Below are 15,291 nucleotides of genomic sequence, written 5' to 3' on the forward strand. Positions count from 1 at the left end.
TAACCATGCAGAATTGGTCGCATGACATCGGTGGCGATTGCCGGCGCCAGCGGCTATGCCGGCGGTGAGATTCTGCGCTTGTTGCTCGGGCATCCGGCCTATGCAGAGGGCCGCCTGACCATCGGTGCGCTCACCGCCGCCGCCAGTGCGGGCACCCACCTGTCCAGGCATCATCCGCATCTGTTGCCGCTGGCCAACCGGGTGCTCGGGCCCACCGAGCTCGATGTCCTGGCCGGCCATGACGTGGTATTCCTGGCCCTGCCGCACGGTCATTCCGCGGCGCTGGCCGAACAGCTCGGCGATGACACCGTGATCATCGACTGCGGCGCCGATTTCCGGCTGACCGATTCCGTGGCGTGGGAGCGGTTCTACGGAACTCCCTATGCCGGCAACTGGCCCTACGGACTGCCCGAACTACCCGGTGGCCGGGACCGGCTACGCGGTGCCACCCGGGTTGCCGTGCCGGGCTGCTATCCGACGGCCGCCCTGCTGGCCCTGCTGCCCGCGGTCGCCGCGGACCTCGTCGAGCCGGCTGTCACCGTCGTCGCGGTCAGCGGTACATCGGGTGCAGGGCGCGCGGCCAAGGTCGACCTGCTGGGCTCGGAAGTGATCGGTGCAGCGCGGGCCTACAACATCGCCGGGGCCCATCGGCACACGCCGGAAATCGCGCAGGGTCTGCGTGCGGTGACCGATCGTGCGGTCACCGTGTCGTTCACCCCGGTGCTGATCCCGATGTCGCGCGGCATCCTCGCGACCTGCACCGCCCGCACCCAGGCGTCGGTGTCCGAGATTCGCGCGGCCTACGAAAAAGCTTATGACGCGGAGCACTTCATTCATCTGCTGCCTGAGGGCCAGCTGCCCCGTACCAGCGCGGTCATCGGCAGCAACGCCGCGCAACTGGCCGTGGCTGTTGACGCCGATGCCGGCGTTCTGGTTGCGGTGTGCGCTATCGACAATCTGGTGAAGGGCACCGCCGGAGCGGCGGTGCAGTCGATGAATCTGGCGCTGGGCTGGGCCGAGACCGAAGGACTGTCGATCGTGGGGGTGGCACCGTGACAAGTGTTGATCAGGCCAGACTGGTTCGGACCCAGGGGGTTACCGCCCCCGCCGGTTTCCGTGCGACGGGCATTGCCGCGGGCATCAAGGCTTCTGGTGCGCTGGATCTGGCGCTGGTGCTCAACGAAGGCCCCGACTGTGCGGCGGCCGGGGTGTTCACCCGCAACCAGGTGAAGGCGGCCCCGGTGCTGTGGAGCCGGCAGGTTCTGTCCACCGGCCGGCTGCGTGCGGTGCTGCTGAACTCCGGTGGGGCCAATGCCTGCACCGGCGCGGGTGGGTTCCAGGACACCCACGCCACCGCTGAAGCGGTCGCCACCGCACTGTCTGAATGGGGCACCGAGACCGGTCCGGTCGAGGTTGCGATCTGCTCAACGGGTCTGATCGGTGACCGGCTGCCTCTTGCCAAGGTGCTGGCAGGGGTCACCGAGATCGTCCACGAACTCGGCGGCGGACTCACCGGCGGCGAGGAAGCCGCCCGCGCAATCATGACCACCGACACCGTGCCGAAACAGGTTGCGCTGCATCACTCGATCGAGTCGGGGCAGAACTGGACCGTCGGCGGCATGGCCAAGGGTGCCGGAATGCTGGCGCCATCGCTGGCCACCATGCTGGTCGTGTTGACCACCGATGCGGTCGCTGGCTCCGCCGCTCTGGACACCGCCTTGCGACGGGCCACCGCCAAGACCTTCGACCGCCTCGACGTCGACGGCAGCTGCTCGACCAATGACACCGTACTGCTACTCGCGTCCGGGGCCAGCGAAATTGCGCCCAGCCAAGAAGATCTGGACGCCGCGGTGCTGCGGGTGTGCGACGACCTGTGCGCGCAGCTGCAGGCCGACGCCGAAGGTGTCACCAAGCGGATCGCGATCACCGTCACCGGCGCGCCCAGTGATGACGACGCCGTGATCGCGGCCCGGATCGTCGCACGCGACAGCCTGGTGAAGACCGCGCTGTTCGGGTCCGACCCCAACTGGGGCCGGGTGCTGGCGGCGGTCGGAATGGTGCCGTTCGAGATCGATGCACAACGGATCACAGTGTCGTTCAACGGCTTCCCGGTGTGTGTCGATGGTGTCGGCACCTCTGGCGCTCGTGACGTGGACCTGTCCGGTGTCGATATCGACGTCACCGTCGACTTGAAGCTCGGCGATGGGCAGGCGACGATCCGCACCACGGATCTGTCACACGCCTACGTCGAAGAGAATTCGGCCTACAGCTCATGACCGCCACCGTGAACGCCAAGGCCGCGATCCTCGCCGAGGCCCTGCCCTGGCTCAAGCAGCTGCACGACAAGATCGTCGTCGTCAAGTACGGCGGTAACGCGATGACCGACGATCGGCTCAAGGCTGCGTTCGCCGATGACATGGTGTTTCTGCGTAACGCCGGTGTCCACCCCGTCGTCGTCCACGGCGGCGGACCGCAGATCAGCGCGATGCTCAAACGCCTCGGTATCGCAGGGGAATTCAAGGGCGGCTTCCGGGTCACCACCCCCGAGGTGCTCGACATCGCCCGGATGGTGCTGTTCGGCCAGGTCGGCCGCGAACTGGTGAACCTCATCAACGCCCACGGGCCCTACGCCGTTGGGATTACCGGTGAGGACGCGCAGCTGCTCACCGCGGTGCGTCGTGGGGTCACCGTCGACGGGGTGCTCACCGATATCGGCCTGGTCGGCGACGTCGAACACGTCAACACCGCGGCCGTACTGGATCTCATTGCCGCCGGCCGTATTCCGGTGATTTCCACCATCGCCCCCGATGTCGACGGCGTGGTGCACAATATCAACGCCGACACCGCCGCCGCTGCGGTCGCCAAGGCGCTGGGCGCCGAGAAGCTACTGATGCTCACCGACGTCGAAGGCCTCTATACCAGTTGGCCCGACCGGAATTCACTGGTCAGCCAGATCGACACGGATACGCTCACCGAGCTGCTGCCCAACCTGGAAACCGGCATGATCCCCAAGATCGAGGCCTGCCTGCGGGCAGTCGAGGGCGGGGTGCCCAGCGCGCATGTGATCGACGGTCGTGTCGAACACGGTGTGCTGGTCGAATTGTTCACCGACGAAGGCACCGGCACGAAGGTGGTTCCCTCATGACGCTCACTGAGAGATGGTCCGACGTCATGATGGACAACTACGGCACTCCGCCGCTGGCGCTGGTCAGCGGTGACGGTGCCGTGTTGACCGATGAGGACGGCAAAACCTACCTCGATCTGCTCGGCGGTATCGCCGTCAATATCCTCGGCCATCGCCACCCGGCGATCGTCGAGGCCGTCACCGCCCAGCTCAACACCCTGGGCCACACCTCGAATCTGTATGCCACCGAGCCCGGTATTGCGCTGGCCGAAGCACTCGTCGACCAGCTCGACGCCCCGGCGCGGGTGTTCTTCTGCAACTCCGGAACCGAGGCCAACGAGGTCGCCTTCAAAATCACGAGGCTGACCGGGCGCACCAAACTCGTTGCCGCCCAAGGCGCTTTCCATGGCCGCACGATGGGGTCCCTGGCTCTGACCGGACAGCCCACCAAGCAGGCGCCGTTCGAGCCGCTGCCCGGTGATGTCACCCATGTGGTGTACGGGGACATTGAAGAACTTGCGCGCACTGTCGATAATGAAACGGCCGCGGTGTTCCTCGAACCGATCATGGGCGAGGGCGGCGTCGTCGTGCCGCCGGAGGGCTATCTAGTCGCGGCGCGCGAGATCACCAGTCGGCACGGCGCGCTGCTGGTTCTCGACGAGGTCCAGACCGGCGTCGGGCGCACCGGCGCCTTCTTCGCCCACCAACACGACGGCATCACCCCTGACATCGTGACGCTGGCAAAGGGTCTCGGTGGGGGACTACCGATCGGAGCCTGCTTGGCCGTCGGTGACACCGCGGACCTACTCACCCCCGGGCTGCACGGCAGTACCTTTGGCGGCAACCCGGTGTGCACCGCGGCCGCACTGGCAGTACTCAAGGTGCTCGCCGCCCAAGACCTGGTCAACCGCGCAGACTTGCTGGGCAAGACAATCAGCCACGGCATCGAGTCGCTGGCGCATCCGCTGGTCGATCATGTCCGTGGCCGGGGTCTGCTGCGCGGCGTCGTGCTGACCGCACCACAGGGCAAGGCAGTCGAAACCGCGGCTCGCGCAGCTGGATTCCTGGTGAACGCGGCCGCGCCGGATGTGGTCCGGCTCGCCCCACCGCTGATCATCTCCGAAGTTCAGATCGATGATTTCCTGACGGCATTACCGGCGATTCTGGATGAGGCGGCGCAATGAGCATCCTGAGGCACTTCTTGCGTGACGACGACCTGGCCCCTGAGGAGCAGGCCGAAATCCTGGCGCTGGCCGCCGAACTCAAGAAGGACCCGATGAGCCGGCGCCCACTCGAGGGCCCGCGCGGTGTGGCGGTCATCTTCGACAAGAACTCCACTCGCACCCGGTTCTCCTTCGAGGTCGGCGTGGCCCAACTCGGTGGACACGCCGTCGTGGTCGACGGCCGCGCCACCCAGTTGGGCCGGGAAGAGACGCTTGAGGACACCGGGCGGGTGGTGTCGCGCTACGTCGACGCCATCGTCTGGCGCACCTTCGCTCAGCAGCGGCTCAACGCGATGGCCTCGGGGGCAACGGTTCCCGTCGTCAACGCACTGTCCGATGAATTCCATCCCTGCCAAGTCTTGGCCGACCTGCAGACCCTGGCTGAACGCAAGGGAGCACTGGCCGGGCTGCGGATGACCTACTTCGGCGACGGTGCCAACAATATGGCGCACTCGCTGATGCTCGGCGGCGTGACCGCAGGCATTCACGTCACGATCGCCGCTCCGACCGGTTTCGAGCCGCATCCGCTGTTCGTCGCCGCCGCTGAGTATCGCGGCCAACAGACCGGTGCCACCGTCACGCTGACATCGGATGCGGTGGCCGGTGCCAAGGGTGCCGATGTGCTGGTCACCGACACCTGGACCTCGATGGGGCAGGAGAACGACGGACTGGATCGAGTGGGTCCGTTCCGGCCGTTCCAGCTCAACGCCGGTCTGCTCGGTCATGCCGATTCCGAAGCCATTGTGCTGCATTGCCTTCCGGCGCATCGGGGACATGAGATCACCGATGAGGTGATCGACGGCCCGCACAGTGCGGTGTGGGATGAGGCCGAGAATCGGCTGCATGCGCAGAAGGCACTGCTGGTGTGGCTGCTGGAGCAGGCGCGATGACCAGTGAGGTCAGCACCACCCGAGCCGGTCGCCAGGCCCGGATCGTGGCGCTGCTGTCCTCGCAGTCGGTACACAGCCAGAGCGAACTGGCGGCACTGCTGGCCGACGAGGGTATCGATGTCACGCAGGCGACGCTATCGCGCGATCTTGAGGAGCTCGGCGCGGTCAAGCTGCGCGGGGCCGACGGCGGCGTCGGCGTCTACGTGGTGCCCGAGGACGGCAGCCCGGTGCGCGGGGTATCCGGCGGCACCGAGCGCGTCTCGCGGCTGCTCGGGGACCTGCTGGTGGCCACCGACTCCAGCGGTAACCTAGCCGTGCTGCGTACCCCGCCGGGCGCGGCGCACTACCTCGCCAGCGCGATCGATCGGGCAGCGCTGCCCGATGTCGTCGGCACGATAGCCGGCGACGACACCATCCTGGTGGTGGCCCGCGAGCCGATGACCGGCGCCCAACTGGCCACCATGTTCGAGACCATCCACTAACGAACGAAACATAAAGGAGCACTTCATGTCCGAACGCGTCATCTTGGCGTATTCCGGCGGCCTGGACACCTCGGTGGCCATCAGCTGGATCGGCAAGGAGACCGGCAAAGAGGTGGTGGCCGTGGCCATCGACCTCGGCCAGGGTGGCGAGGATATGGACGTCGTTCGCCAGCGCGCCCTGGACTGCGGCGCGGTCGAAGCGGTGGTGGTCGATGCCCGCGACGAGTTCGCCGAGCAGTACTGCCTGCCCGCTATCCAGTCCAACGCCCTCTACATGGACCGCTACCCGCTGGTCTCGGCGCTGAGCCGGCCGTTGATCGTCAAGCATCTGGTAGCCGCGGCCCGCGAACACCGCGGTGGCATCGTGGCGCACGGTTGCACCGGCAAGGGTAACGATCAGGTCCGCTTCGAGGTCGGATTCGCCTCGCTGGCACCTGATCTCGAGGTGCTCGCCCCGGTACGGGACTACGCCTGGACCCGGGAGAAGGCGATCGCGTTCGCCGAGGAGAACGCCATCCCGATCAATGTCACCAAGCGGTCGCCGTTCTCCATCGACCAGAACGTGTGGGGCCGCGCGGTGGAAACCGGCTTCCTGGAGCACCTATGGAATGCCCCCACCAAGGACGTGTACGACTACACCGAAGATCCGACACTCAACTGGAACACCCCGGACGAGGTCATCGTCGGCTTCGAGAAGGGGGTGCCGGTATCCCTAGATGGGCGCGACGTATCCGTCTTGGAGGCGATCGTCGAGCTCAACCGGCGCGCCGGTGCACAGGGTGTGGGTCGCCTCGATGTGGTCGAGGACCGGCTGGTCGGCATCAAGAGCCGCGAAATCTACGAAGCCCCGGGCGCGATGGTGCTGATCACTGCCCACACCGAGCTCGAACACGTGACGCTGGAGCGCGAGCTCGGCCGGTTCAAGCGTGGGACCGACCGCAAGTGGGGCGAACTGGTCTACGACGGTCTGTGGTTCTCGCCGCTGAAGCGATCGCTGGAAGCCTTCGTCGCCAACACCCAGGAGCATGTCACCGGCGAGATCCGAATGGTGTTGCACGGCGGCCATATTGCAGTCAACGGCCGACGTAGCCCGACCTCGCTGTACGACTTCAACCTCGCGACCTATGACGAGGGGGACACCTTCGACCAGTCGTCGGCCAAGGGTTTCGTGCACGTGCACGGCTTGTCGTCGAAGATCGCCGCCCGCCGAGACTTGGCAGGCAATCAGACGTGAGCACCAATGAGGGCTCGCTGTGGGGTGGGCGGTTCGCCGACGGGCCGGCACCGGCGCTGGCGGCGCTGAGCAAGTCCACCCACTTCGACTGGGTGCTCGCGCCCTGCGACGTCGCGGCGTCCAAGGCGCACGCCAAGGTGCTGCACAGCGCGGGGCTGCTGACCGAGGAGCAGCGCGACGGGTTGCTGGCCGGCCTGGACAGCCTGGGCGCCGACGTCGCCGACGGCAGCTTCACGCCGCTGGACAGCGACGAGGATGTACACGGCGCGCTCGAGCGCGGTTTGATCGACCGGGTCGGCGCCGACCTCGGCGGGCGGCTGCGGGCCGGCCGGTCGCGTAATGACCAGGTGGCCACCCTGTTTCGGATGTGGCTGCGCGACGCCATGGGTCGCGTCGCCGACGGCACCCTCGAGGTGGTCTCGGCGCTGGCCACCCAGGCCGCCGCGCACCCGGCCGCAATCATGCCGGGCAAGACCCACCTGCAGGCCGCCCAGCCGGTACTGCTGGCCCACCACCTGCTCGCGCATGCCCATCCGCTGCTGCGGGACGTGGACCGGATCGTCGACTTCGACCGGCGTACCGCGGTGTCCCCGTACGGCTCCGGTGCGCTGGCCGGCTCGTCGCTGGGGCTGGACCCCGACGCCATCGCCGCGGAGCTGGGATTCGCCGCGGCGGCCGAGAACTCGATCGACGCGACAGCCGCCCGCGATTTCGCCGCGGAGGCCGCGTTCGTGCTGGCCATGATCGCCGTCGACCTTTCCCGGCTGGCCGAGGACATTATCCTCTGGAGCACAACCGAATTCGGCTACGTCACCCTGCACGACGCATGGTCGACCGGTAGTTCGATCATGCCGCAGAAGAAGAACCCCGACATCGCCGAGCTGGCCCGGGGCAAGTCCGGGCGGCTGATCGGCAATCTGACCGGCCTGCTGGCCACCCTCAAAGCGCAGCCGCTGGCCTACAACCGCGACCTGCAGGAGGACAAGGAACCGCTGTTCGACTCGGTGGGACAGCTGGAGCTGGTGCTGCCGGCGATAGCCGGGCTGGTCGCCACCTTGCGCTTCGACACCGAGCGGATGGCCGCGCTGGCACCGGCCGGCTACACGCTGGCCACCGATGTCGCGGAATGGCTTGTGCGGCAGGGTGTTCCGTTCCGAGTGGCGCACGAGGCCGCCGGGGCGGCAGTGCGCACCGCCGAGGGGCGCGGGGTCGGGCTCGAGGCGCTCACCGACGACGAGCTGGCCCAGATCAGCTCGGCGCTGACACCGCAGGTGCGCGAGGTGCTCACCGTCGACGGGTCGGTCTCCTCCCGCGATGCCCGCGGCGGCACCGCCCCAATCCAGGTGGCGAATCAGCTCGGTGTGGTGCGGGATACCGCGGACAGATTGCGGGTTCGGTTACGGCGCTGACCGGGGCCCCGAATCCTTCTCACCAAAGGTTCGAGGCCATCATCCCAGCTCGACCACCCTCAAAAAGCTCGACACGCCCCGACTTTTTCAGGCCGAAGTAGCTAGTCGACCAACTCCGACAACTCCAGCCAGCGGTTCTCCTTGTCGGCGACCTCGGCCTCCAGGTCGCGCAGCTCCTGGGTCAACCGGCCCAGGCCGACATGATCGGACTGGTCGAATTCGGCCAGTTCGATGTGCTTGGCGTTCACCCGGTCTGACAGCTTCACCAGCGCCCGGTCCAAGGCGGCGATTTCCTTTTCCACATTGCGCAATTCGGCACCGGAGAGTGCTTGCGCGGCAGGCGCTTTGGCGGGCGCGGCGCTATCGCTCGACTCCCTGCGCGCCTTGATCCGGAGATACTCGTCGATACCGCCCGGCAGATGACGCAGGTGCCCGTCGAGGATCGCGTACTGCTGATCGGTGATCCGCTCCAGCAGATACCGGTCGTGAGACACCACGATCAGCGTGCCAGGCCACGAGTCGAGCAGATCCTCAGTGGCCGAAAGCATATCGATGTCGACATCGTTGGTCGGCTCGTCGAGCACCAGCACATTGGGTTCTTCGAGCAGTGTCAGCATCAGCTGCAGCCGCCTGCGTTGCCCGCCGGAGAGTTCGCCCACCCGCGACGAAAGCTGCTCGCGACGAAAGCCCAAGCGTTCCAACAACTGTGTGGGAGTCACCTCTTTACCCTCGACCATATAGCCGGCCGGCAGCCGGCCGACGACCTCGCGGACCATATCGCCGGCGATATCTGTCAACATGCTGGATTGCTGATCGAGCATCGCCAGCCGAACCGTTTTGCCGCGCTTGACCCGACCGGAATCGGGGGCCAGGGTCTCGGCGATCAACCCCAACAACGTGGACTTGCCCGCGCCGTTGGCGCCGACGATGCCGGTGCGCTCACCTGGGGCAATGCGCCATTCCACTGCGCGCAGAACGGGTTTGGAGTCGAAGGACACCGACACGCCGAGTAGATCGATGACATCCTTGCCAAGCCGGGCGGTGGCCAGTTTGGCCAGTTCGACACCGTTGCGGATCGGCGGTACGTCCTCGATCAGCTGGTTTGCGGCGTCGATGCGGAACTTCGGCTTGGATGTTCGGGCCGGCGCCCCGCGACGCAGCCAGGCGAGTTCCTTGCGCATCAAATTCTGCCGCTTGGCCTCCGCCTGGGCAGCGATGCGGTCACGCTCGACGCGCTGCAACACGTACGCCGCGTAGCCCCCGTCGAACGGCTCGACGATCCCGTCATGCACCTCCCACGTGGTGTTGGCGACCTCGTCCAGGAACCACCGGTCGTGGGTGACGACCAACAAGCCGCCGCTGTTGCGCGCCCACCGTGCCTTGAGGTGCTCGGCCAGCCACGTGATGCCCTCGATGTCGAGGTGGTTGGTCGGCTCGTCGAGAGCGATCACATCCCAGTCGCCGATCAGCAGCTCGGCTAGCTGGACGCGGCGGCGCTGGCCACCGGACAACTGCGAGATGGGGGTCTGCCAGTCGAGATCGGAGACCAGCCCCGCCACGACGTCACGAATCCGGGGAATGCCCGCCCACTCGTGGTCCGGGAGGTCGCCGACGAGCACCTGACCGATGGTGGCCTCTGGCGCCATCGTGTCGGCCTGGTCCAGTGCGGTGACCCGCAGCCCGCCCCGCTGGGTGACCCGGCCGGAATCCGGCGTGATGCGCCCGGTGAGCATCCCCATCAGGCTGGATTTACCGTCGCCGTTGCGTCCGACGATGCCGATACGGGCGCCCTCGTTGACGCCCAGCGTCACAGACTCGAAGACGACCTGAGTCGGATACTCGAGATGGAGGGCTTCGGCGCCGAGCAGGTGTGCCACTGATATGACCCTAGTGGGGGCCGAAAGCCGGGACTGGGGTGCGGTCTCAAACCGGCAGGCCGGACACCGGCCCTGTGCCATGATGTGCAGGCTGTCGGGGCCTCGCGCAGCAACGATGGCGGACAGGGGAGCAGCCGTGGATCTGAACTTGTCGGCGGTCACCAGGCCGGTGGAACGCCTGATGGCGACGGCGCAGAACGGTTTTGAGGTGCTGCGCTGGGGTGGACTGGAAACCGGAGCGGTGCCCTCGCCCTTCCAGATCGTCGAGAACAAGCCGATGTACAAGCTCCGGCGCTATTTCCCGCCGGACAGCAGGCCTGGGCAGCCGTCTGCCGGACCTCCGGTCCTGATGGTCCACCCGATGATGATGTCGGCGAACATGTGGGACGTCACCCGCCAAGACGGTGCCGTCGGGATCCTGCATGAGGCGGGCACCGACCCCTGGGTCATCGACTTCGGTTCGCCCGACGAGGTCGAGGGCGGCATGGAACGCAACCTCACCGACCACATCGTGGCGCTCAACGAGGCCATCGACGCCGTTAAGGAGGCCACCGGCCAGAGCGTGCATCTGGCCGGCTACTCCCAAGGCGGCATGTTCTGCTACCAGACCGCGGCCTACCGGCGGACAAAGGACATCGCTAGCATCGTGGCCTTCGGCTCCCCGGTGGACACGCTGGCAGCGCTGCCGATGGGCATCCCGCCCAACCTCGGAGCGGTCGCCGCCGATTTCATGGCCGACCACGTCTTCAACCGCATCGACATCCCGGGCTGGCTGGCCCGCACCGGATTTCAGATGCTGGACCCGCTCAAGACCGCTAAGGCGCGCCTGGACTTCCTGTTCGCGCTGCATGACCGCGACGCCTTGCTGCCACGGGAGCAGCAGCGGCGGTTCCTGGACTCCGAAGGCTGGATCGCCTGGTCCGGCCCGGCGGTGTCCGAACTGCTCAAGCAGTTCATCGCGCACAACCGGATGATGTCGGGCGGATTCGTGATCAACGGCCAACTGGTGACGCTGTCCGACATCACCTGCCCGGTGCTGGCATTCATCGGTGAGGTTGACGATATCGGTCAGCCGGCCTCGGTTCGCGGTATCAAACGCGCCGCACCCGCCGCCGACGTCTATGAAGTGATGATCCGGGCCGGCCACTTCGGCCTGGTGGTGGGATCCAAGGCAGCGACGGCGACGTGGCCGACTGTGGCGGACTGGGTGCGCTGGCAGGCTGGCCAGGACTCCCGCCCAGCCGCGATCGCGCCGATGCAGGACAACACTGCCGAGCCCGACGAGTCCGGGGTCGCTCTGTCCGCACGGCTCATGCACAGTGTGGCCGAGGCTTCGGAACTGGCGCTATCGCTGGCGCGCGGCGCGGCCGACGCGGTGGTCAACGCCAACAAGTCGGCCCGCACGCTGGCGGTGGAAACCGCCCGGACGCTGCCGCGGCTGACGCGGCTGGGCCAGATCAACGACCACACCCGGATCTCGCTTGGCCGCATCATCGACGAGCAGGCCGCTGGCGCCCCCAACGGCGAATTCCTTCTGTTCGACGGCCGGGTGCATACCTACGAGGCGGTCAACCGGCGCATCAACAATGTCGTGCGCGGGCTGATCGGCGTCGGCGTACGGCAAGGCGGGCGCGTCGGGGTGCTGATGGACACCCGGCCGTCGGCGCTGGTGGCCATCGCCGCGCTATCCCGGCTGGGCGCGGTGGCGGTGCTGATGCCAGCAGACGCCGACCTCGAAGAGGCCGTCCGGCTGGGCGGGGTCACCGAGGTCATCACCGACCCGGGCAACCTCGAGGCGGCGCTCAAGCTGCCAGTTCAGGCGCTGGTCCTCGGCGGAGGCGAGAGCCGTGACCTCAATCTGCCCGGCGATAGCAACGTCATCGATATGGAGAAGATCGACCCGGACGCCGTCGAGCTGCCGGGCTGGTACCGGCCCAATCCGGGCTTCGCTCGTGACCTAGCCTTCATCGCCTTCAATTCGGTCGGCGGGGTCCTGGCGCCCAAGCAGATGACCAACTACCGGTGGGCGTTGTCGGCGTTCGGCACCGCCTCGGCCGCCGCGTTGGGCCGCGGCGACACCGTGTACTGCCTGACCCCGCTGCATCACCAGTCCGGCTTGCTGGTCAGCCTGGGTGGCGCGGTCGTCGGCGGCACCCGGATCGCGCTGTCCCGCGGACTGGAACCCGACCGCTTCCGCGCCGAAATCCGGCAGTACGGCGTGACCGTCGTGTCCTATACCTGGACGATGCTGCGCGATGTCATCGATGACACTGTCGACCATTCCCTCTTGCTGCGCGGCAACCACCCGGTTCGGTTGTTCATCGGCTCGGGTATGCCGCCCGGCCTGTGGTTACGGACCGTGGATGCCTTCGCGCCGGCCAACATCGTTGAGTTCTTCGCCACCACCGACGGCCAGGCCGTGCTGGCGAACGTGTCCGGGGCCAAAGTGGGCAGCAAGGGCCGTCCGCTGCCCGGCGGCGGCCAGGTCGAAGTGGCTGCCTATGACCCGGTCGAGGACCTGATTCTGGAGGACCACCGCGGGTTCGTCGTGGTGGCCGAGCCCAACCAGGTCGGGGTTCTGCTGGCCCGGCCGTGGGGGCCCATCGACCCGACCGCGTCGGTCAAGCGCGGCGTCTTCGCCCCGGGTGACACCTGGATCTGCACCGAATACGTGTTCCGCCGCGACGCCGACGGCGATTTTTGGCTGCTGGGAAACCGCCCGCTGTTGATCCGGACCGCGCGCGGCGTGGTGTTCCCGGAGTCGGTGACCGATGCCGTCACCCGGATCAACGCCGTCGATCTCGCCGCGACATACGGGGCGGAGGTGCCGGGCGGCACGATCGCGGTTACCGCGATCACCGTTCGGCCCGGTATGACCGTCACCGCCGCCGATCTCACCGATGCGTTCGCCGCGATGCCGGTCGGGCCTGCGCCCGACATCGTCCAGGTGGTGGCCGAAATCCCGCTGAGCGCCACTTATCGGCCGACGGCCTCGACGTTGCGGGCCGACGGAGTGCCCAAGGCGTCGCGTAACACCTGGCACTTGGAGCCCGATACGGGAAAGTACAAGCGCCTAACGGCTGCGGGACGTGCTCGGCTCTGCGGTACCGATGACGTGAGCGATACTGAAGACTGAGCTTCTGCCCAGGTCGCGTAGCGCTGTTAGGCTCGCCGATAGTCCCAGGTGTCAACGCGTCGGAGGAATGTATGCCAACCCAGACCGTTTCACGTCACTGGCGTCGCGCCGTCCGCGGCATGGCGATCGGTGCCTTGACTGCTGGGTTGCTGGCCGGAGTGGGTGCCCAGCCGGCGCTGGCTGATCCGGTCACCGCGCCGGCCACGCCGAGCGCCGACGCCAACGGAGTTCCGCAGTTCCAGAGCGCCGACCAGCTGCTGGCCTACATCGACCAGGAGTACGACCACGGCGACGGCGCCGGTCAGCTGTCGAGTCTCATGAAACAGGTGATGAAGCTGCGCGCGCAGGGCATCAAGCCCTCGCGGACCAATATCGCCGAGATTCAGAACGCGCTGCAGTACCGGCCGAACCAGAAGCCGCTCATTACGGCGCTGCAGAACACCCTGGGCTACCAGCAGAAGATCTTCGCTCAGATGCAGCTGCTGCAGCAGGCGCAACAGCGCCAGCAGAACAATGCGGTGATGGGCGCCGGTCAGATGCCCAGCGACGGCGCCCCCACGATTGGCGGCAGTGGTGCCCCGGTCGGTGGCGCTCCCGCGGCGCCCGCACCGCCGAGCCCCTAACCGCCGTGCTCGACGACACGCTGCTGAAAATCCTGGTGTGCCCGGCTGACCGCGGTCCGCTGGTTCTCGTTGATCAGGTTCTGTACAACCCCCGCCTGCACAGGGCCTACCGCATTGAGGATGGTATCCCGGTGTTGCTGGTCGACGAGGCGGTCGACATCGGACCCGACGAGCACGAGCGACTGATGGCGCAGTCCGGGTCTTAATCCGGCGGCAAGTCCCCGGTGAGATAGCGCTGCAACGTCGGGGCGATCGTCGCGGCGACGCGAGGCGCGACTTCGGCGGTGATGATCTACGGCAAGAACGACCGCACCAGACTTACATCGGAGCCCGCCAGCAGCGACCGGAGCGTGGCGACGAGCGCGGCACCCATCTCCGAATTCCACAACGGCAGCGAGATTGCCGGCAGGACATGGCCGAGTTTCTCGACCGGGGTACCCCGCAGCGGTATCAGAATGCTCATCGGGTCGATCGGGATGTTGATCGCGGCGGCGAACAACTGCTGTTTGGTGCCGAAATAATGGTGCACCAAAGCCAAGTCGACCCCGGCAGCGGCCGCGATCGCGCGGATCGATGTCTTGTCGATACCGTTGCGGGCGAACAACTCTCGCGCTCTGACCAGAATCCGCTCCCGGGTGTCGGATGTGTCTGGGGCAGAATTTTCTCCGATGAGCGTCGATCTATTAGACACCGACCCGCTATCGGCGGCCCGCCTGCTGCTCGGCGGGGTGATCTGCTGCCGGGGAGTCAGTGCACTGATCGTCGAGGTTGAGGCGTACGGCGGGCCGCCGGACGGGCCGTGGCCGGATGCCGCCGCACATTCGTTCCGGGGCCCGGGCAACCGCAACAAGGTGATGTTCGGTCCGCCCGGTCGGCTCTATACCTATCTCAGTCACGGCATCCATGTGTGCGCCAACCTGGTGTGCGCCTCGGAGGGCACGGCCGCGGCGGTCCTGATCCGGGCCGCGGCCATCGAGTCGGGGCTGGATCTCGTTCACGAACGGCGCGGCGCCCAGGTGCATCCGACGGCACTGGCCCGGGGTCCCGGCAACCTGTGCTCGGCGCTGGGCATCGTGATGGCGGATAACGGCGTCGACGTCTTCGACCCCGAGTCGCCGGTGACCATGCAGCTCGGCGGGGGAGTTCCGGAAAGCAGCGGACCGCGGGTCGGGGTGTCACAGGCCGCCGATCGGCCGTGGCGATTGTGGATCACCGGGCGACCGGAAGTGTCGGCCTTCCGGCGCAGCCCTCGCGCACCACTCCCGGGCGCGAGCGACTGAGCGCACCCCATGC

Annotated in this window: 13 protein-coding genes and 1 pseudogene; 12 read left to right on the top strand and 2 right to left on the bottom strand. The window is 67.1% G+C overall.

Annotation, left to right across the window (positions count from 1 at the left end; genetic code table 11):
* Nucleotides 1-21: 21 nt before the first annotated feature.
* Genes argC through argH form a run of 8 tightly spaced genes read left to right on the top strand, consistent with a single transcriptional unit; the run spans nt 22 to nt 8,362 of the window.
* Complete coding sequence (gene argC / locus G6N13_RS18425; RefSeq protein ID WP_163699279.1) at nt 22-1,056, top strand: N-acetyl-gamma-glutamyl-phosphate reductase; 1,035 nt, start codon at nt 22-24, stop codon at nt 1,054-1,056.
* Nucleotides 1,053-2,276 carry a bifunctional glutamate N-acetyltransferase/amino-acid acetyltransferase ArgJ gene (gene argJ, locus G6N13_RS18430; RefSeq protein ID WP_163699281.1) on the top strand — a complete coding sequence of 408 codons (1,224 nt, stop codon included), beginning with the start codon at nt 1,053-1,055 and terminating at the stop codon, nt 2,274-2,276. The genes argC and argJ overlap by 4 nt, the downstream gene beginning before the upstream one ends.
* The gene (gene argB, locus G6N13_RS18435) at nt 2,273-3,145 is read left to right on the top strand and encodes an acetylglutamate kinase (protein ID WP_163699283.1); all 873 of its coding nucleotides are present in this window, start codon (nt 2,273-2,275) and stop codon (nt 3,143-3,145) included. The genes argJ and argB overlap by 4 nt, the downstream gene beginning before the upstream one ends.
* Nucleotides 3,142-4,308 carry an acetylornithine transaminase gene (locus tag G6N13_RS18440; protein WP_163699285.1) on the top strand — a complete coding sequence of 389 codons (1,167 nt, stop codon included), beginning with the start codon at nt 3,142-3,144 and terminating at the stop codon, nt 4,306-4,308. The genes argB and G6N13_RS18440 overlap by 4 nt, the downstream gene beginning before the upstream one ends.
* 2 nt (nt 4,309-4,310) lie before the next feature.
* Nucleotides 4,311-5,237, top strand: coding sequence for an ornithine carbamoyltransferase (argF, locus tag G6N13_RS18445; protein WP_163702292.1), 927 nt, complete (start codon nt 4,311-4,313; stop codon nt 5,235-5,237).
* Nucleotides 5,234-5,719 carry an arginine repressor gene (locus G6N13_RS18450; protein ID WP_163699287.1) on the top strand — a complete coding sequence of 162 codons (486 nt, stop codon included), beginning with the start codon at nt 5,234-5,236 and terminating at the stop codon, nt 5,717-5,719. Before argF ends, G6N13_RS18450 begins: the two co-directional genes overlap by 4 nt.
* Before the next feature lie 25 nt (nt 5,720-5,744).
* The gene (locus tag G6N13_RS18455; RefSeq protein ID WP_163699289.1) at nt 5,745-6,953 is read left to right on the top strand and encodes an argininosuccinate synthase; all 1,209 of its coding nucleotides are present in this window, start codon (nt 5,745-5,747) and stop codon (nt 6,951-6,953) included.
* Entirely contained in the window at nt 6,950-8,362 is a 1,413-nt protein-coding gene (gene argH, locus G6N13_RS18460; protein WP_163699291.1) for an argininosuccinate lyase, read from the top strand. Before G6N13_RS18455 ends, argH begins: the two co-directional genes overlap by 4 nt.
* A gap of 101 nt (nt 8,363-8,463) precedes the next feature.
* Here the strand turns inward: argH and G6N13_RS18465 are convergent, their stop codons facing one another.
* Nucleotides 8,464-10,239 carry an ABC-F family ATP-binding cassette domain-containing protein gene (locus G6N13_RS18465; protein WP_163699294.1) on the bottom strand — a complete coding sequence of 592 codons (1,776 nt, stop codon included), beginning with the start codon at nt 10,237-10,239 and terminating at the stop codon, nt 8,464-8,466.
* A 181-nt stretch (nt 10,240-10,420) separates the two neighbouring features.
* Here G6N13_RS18465 and G6N13_RS18470 point away from each other — a divergent pair, with 181 nt between their 5' ends.
* From G6N13_RS18470 to G6N13_RS18480, 3 genes are all read left to right on the top strand, one after another.
* On the top strand, nt 10,421-13,375 hold the full coding sequence (locus G6N13_RS18470) for an acyl-CoA synthetase (RefSeq protein WP_235678104.1): 2,955 nt from the start codon (nt 10,421-10,423) through the stop codon (nt 13,373-13,375).
* Nucleotides 13,376-13,494: 119 nt separating this feature from the next.
* Complete coding sequence (locus G6N13_RS18475; RefSeq protein ID WP_163699298.1) at nt 13,495-13,998, top strand: hypothetical protein; 504 nt, start codon at nt 13,495-13,497, stop codon at nt 13,996-13,998.
* A 5-nt stretch (nt 13,999-14,003) separates the two neighbouring features.
* On the top strand, nt 14,004-14,204 hold the full coding sequence (locus tag G6N13_RS18480) for a Trm112 family protein (protein ID WP_163699300.1): 201 nt from the start codon (nt 14,004-14,006) through the stop codon (nt 14,202-14,204).
* Here G6N13_RS18480 and G6N13_RS18485 read toward each other — a convergent pair.
* Nucleotides 14,201-14,689, bottom strand: a pseudogene (locus tag G6N13_RS18485) (TetR/AcrR family transcriptional regulator). The gene G6N13_RS18480 and the pseudogene G6N13_RS18485 sit on opposite strands and share 4 nt — an antisense overlap.
* Here G6N13_RS18485 and G6N13_RS18490 point away from each other — a divergent pair.
* A complete protein-coding gene (locus tag G6N13_RS18490; protein ID WP_163699303.1) occupies nt 14,667-15,278 on the top strand; it encodes a DNA-3-methyladenine glycosylase in 612 nt (203 codons plus the stop codon). The pseudogene G6N13_RS18485 and the gene G6N13_RS18490 sit on opposite strands and share 23 nt — an antisense overlap.
* Nucleotides 15,279-15,291: the final 13 nt, after the last annotated feature.

The sequence above is a fragment of the Mycolicibacterium sarraceniae genome (genome assembly GCF_010731875.1).
Taxonomy (GTDB): Bacteria; Actinomycetota; Actinomycetes; order Mycobacteriales; family Mycobacteriaceae; genus Mycobacterium; species Mycobacterium sarraceniae.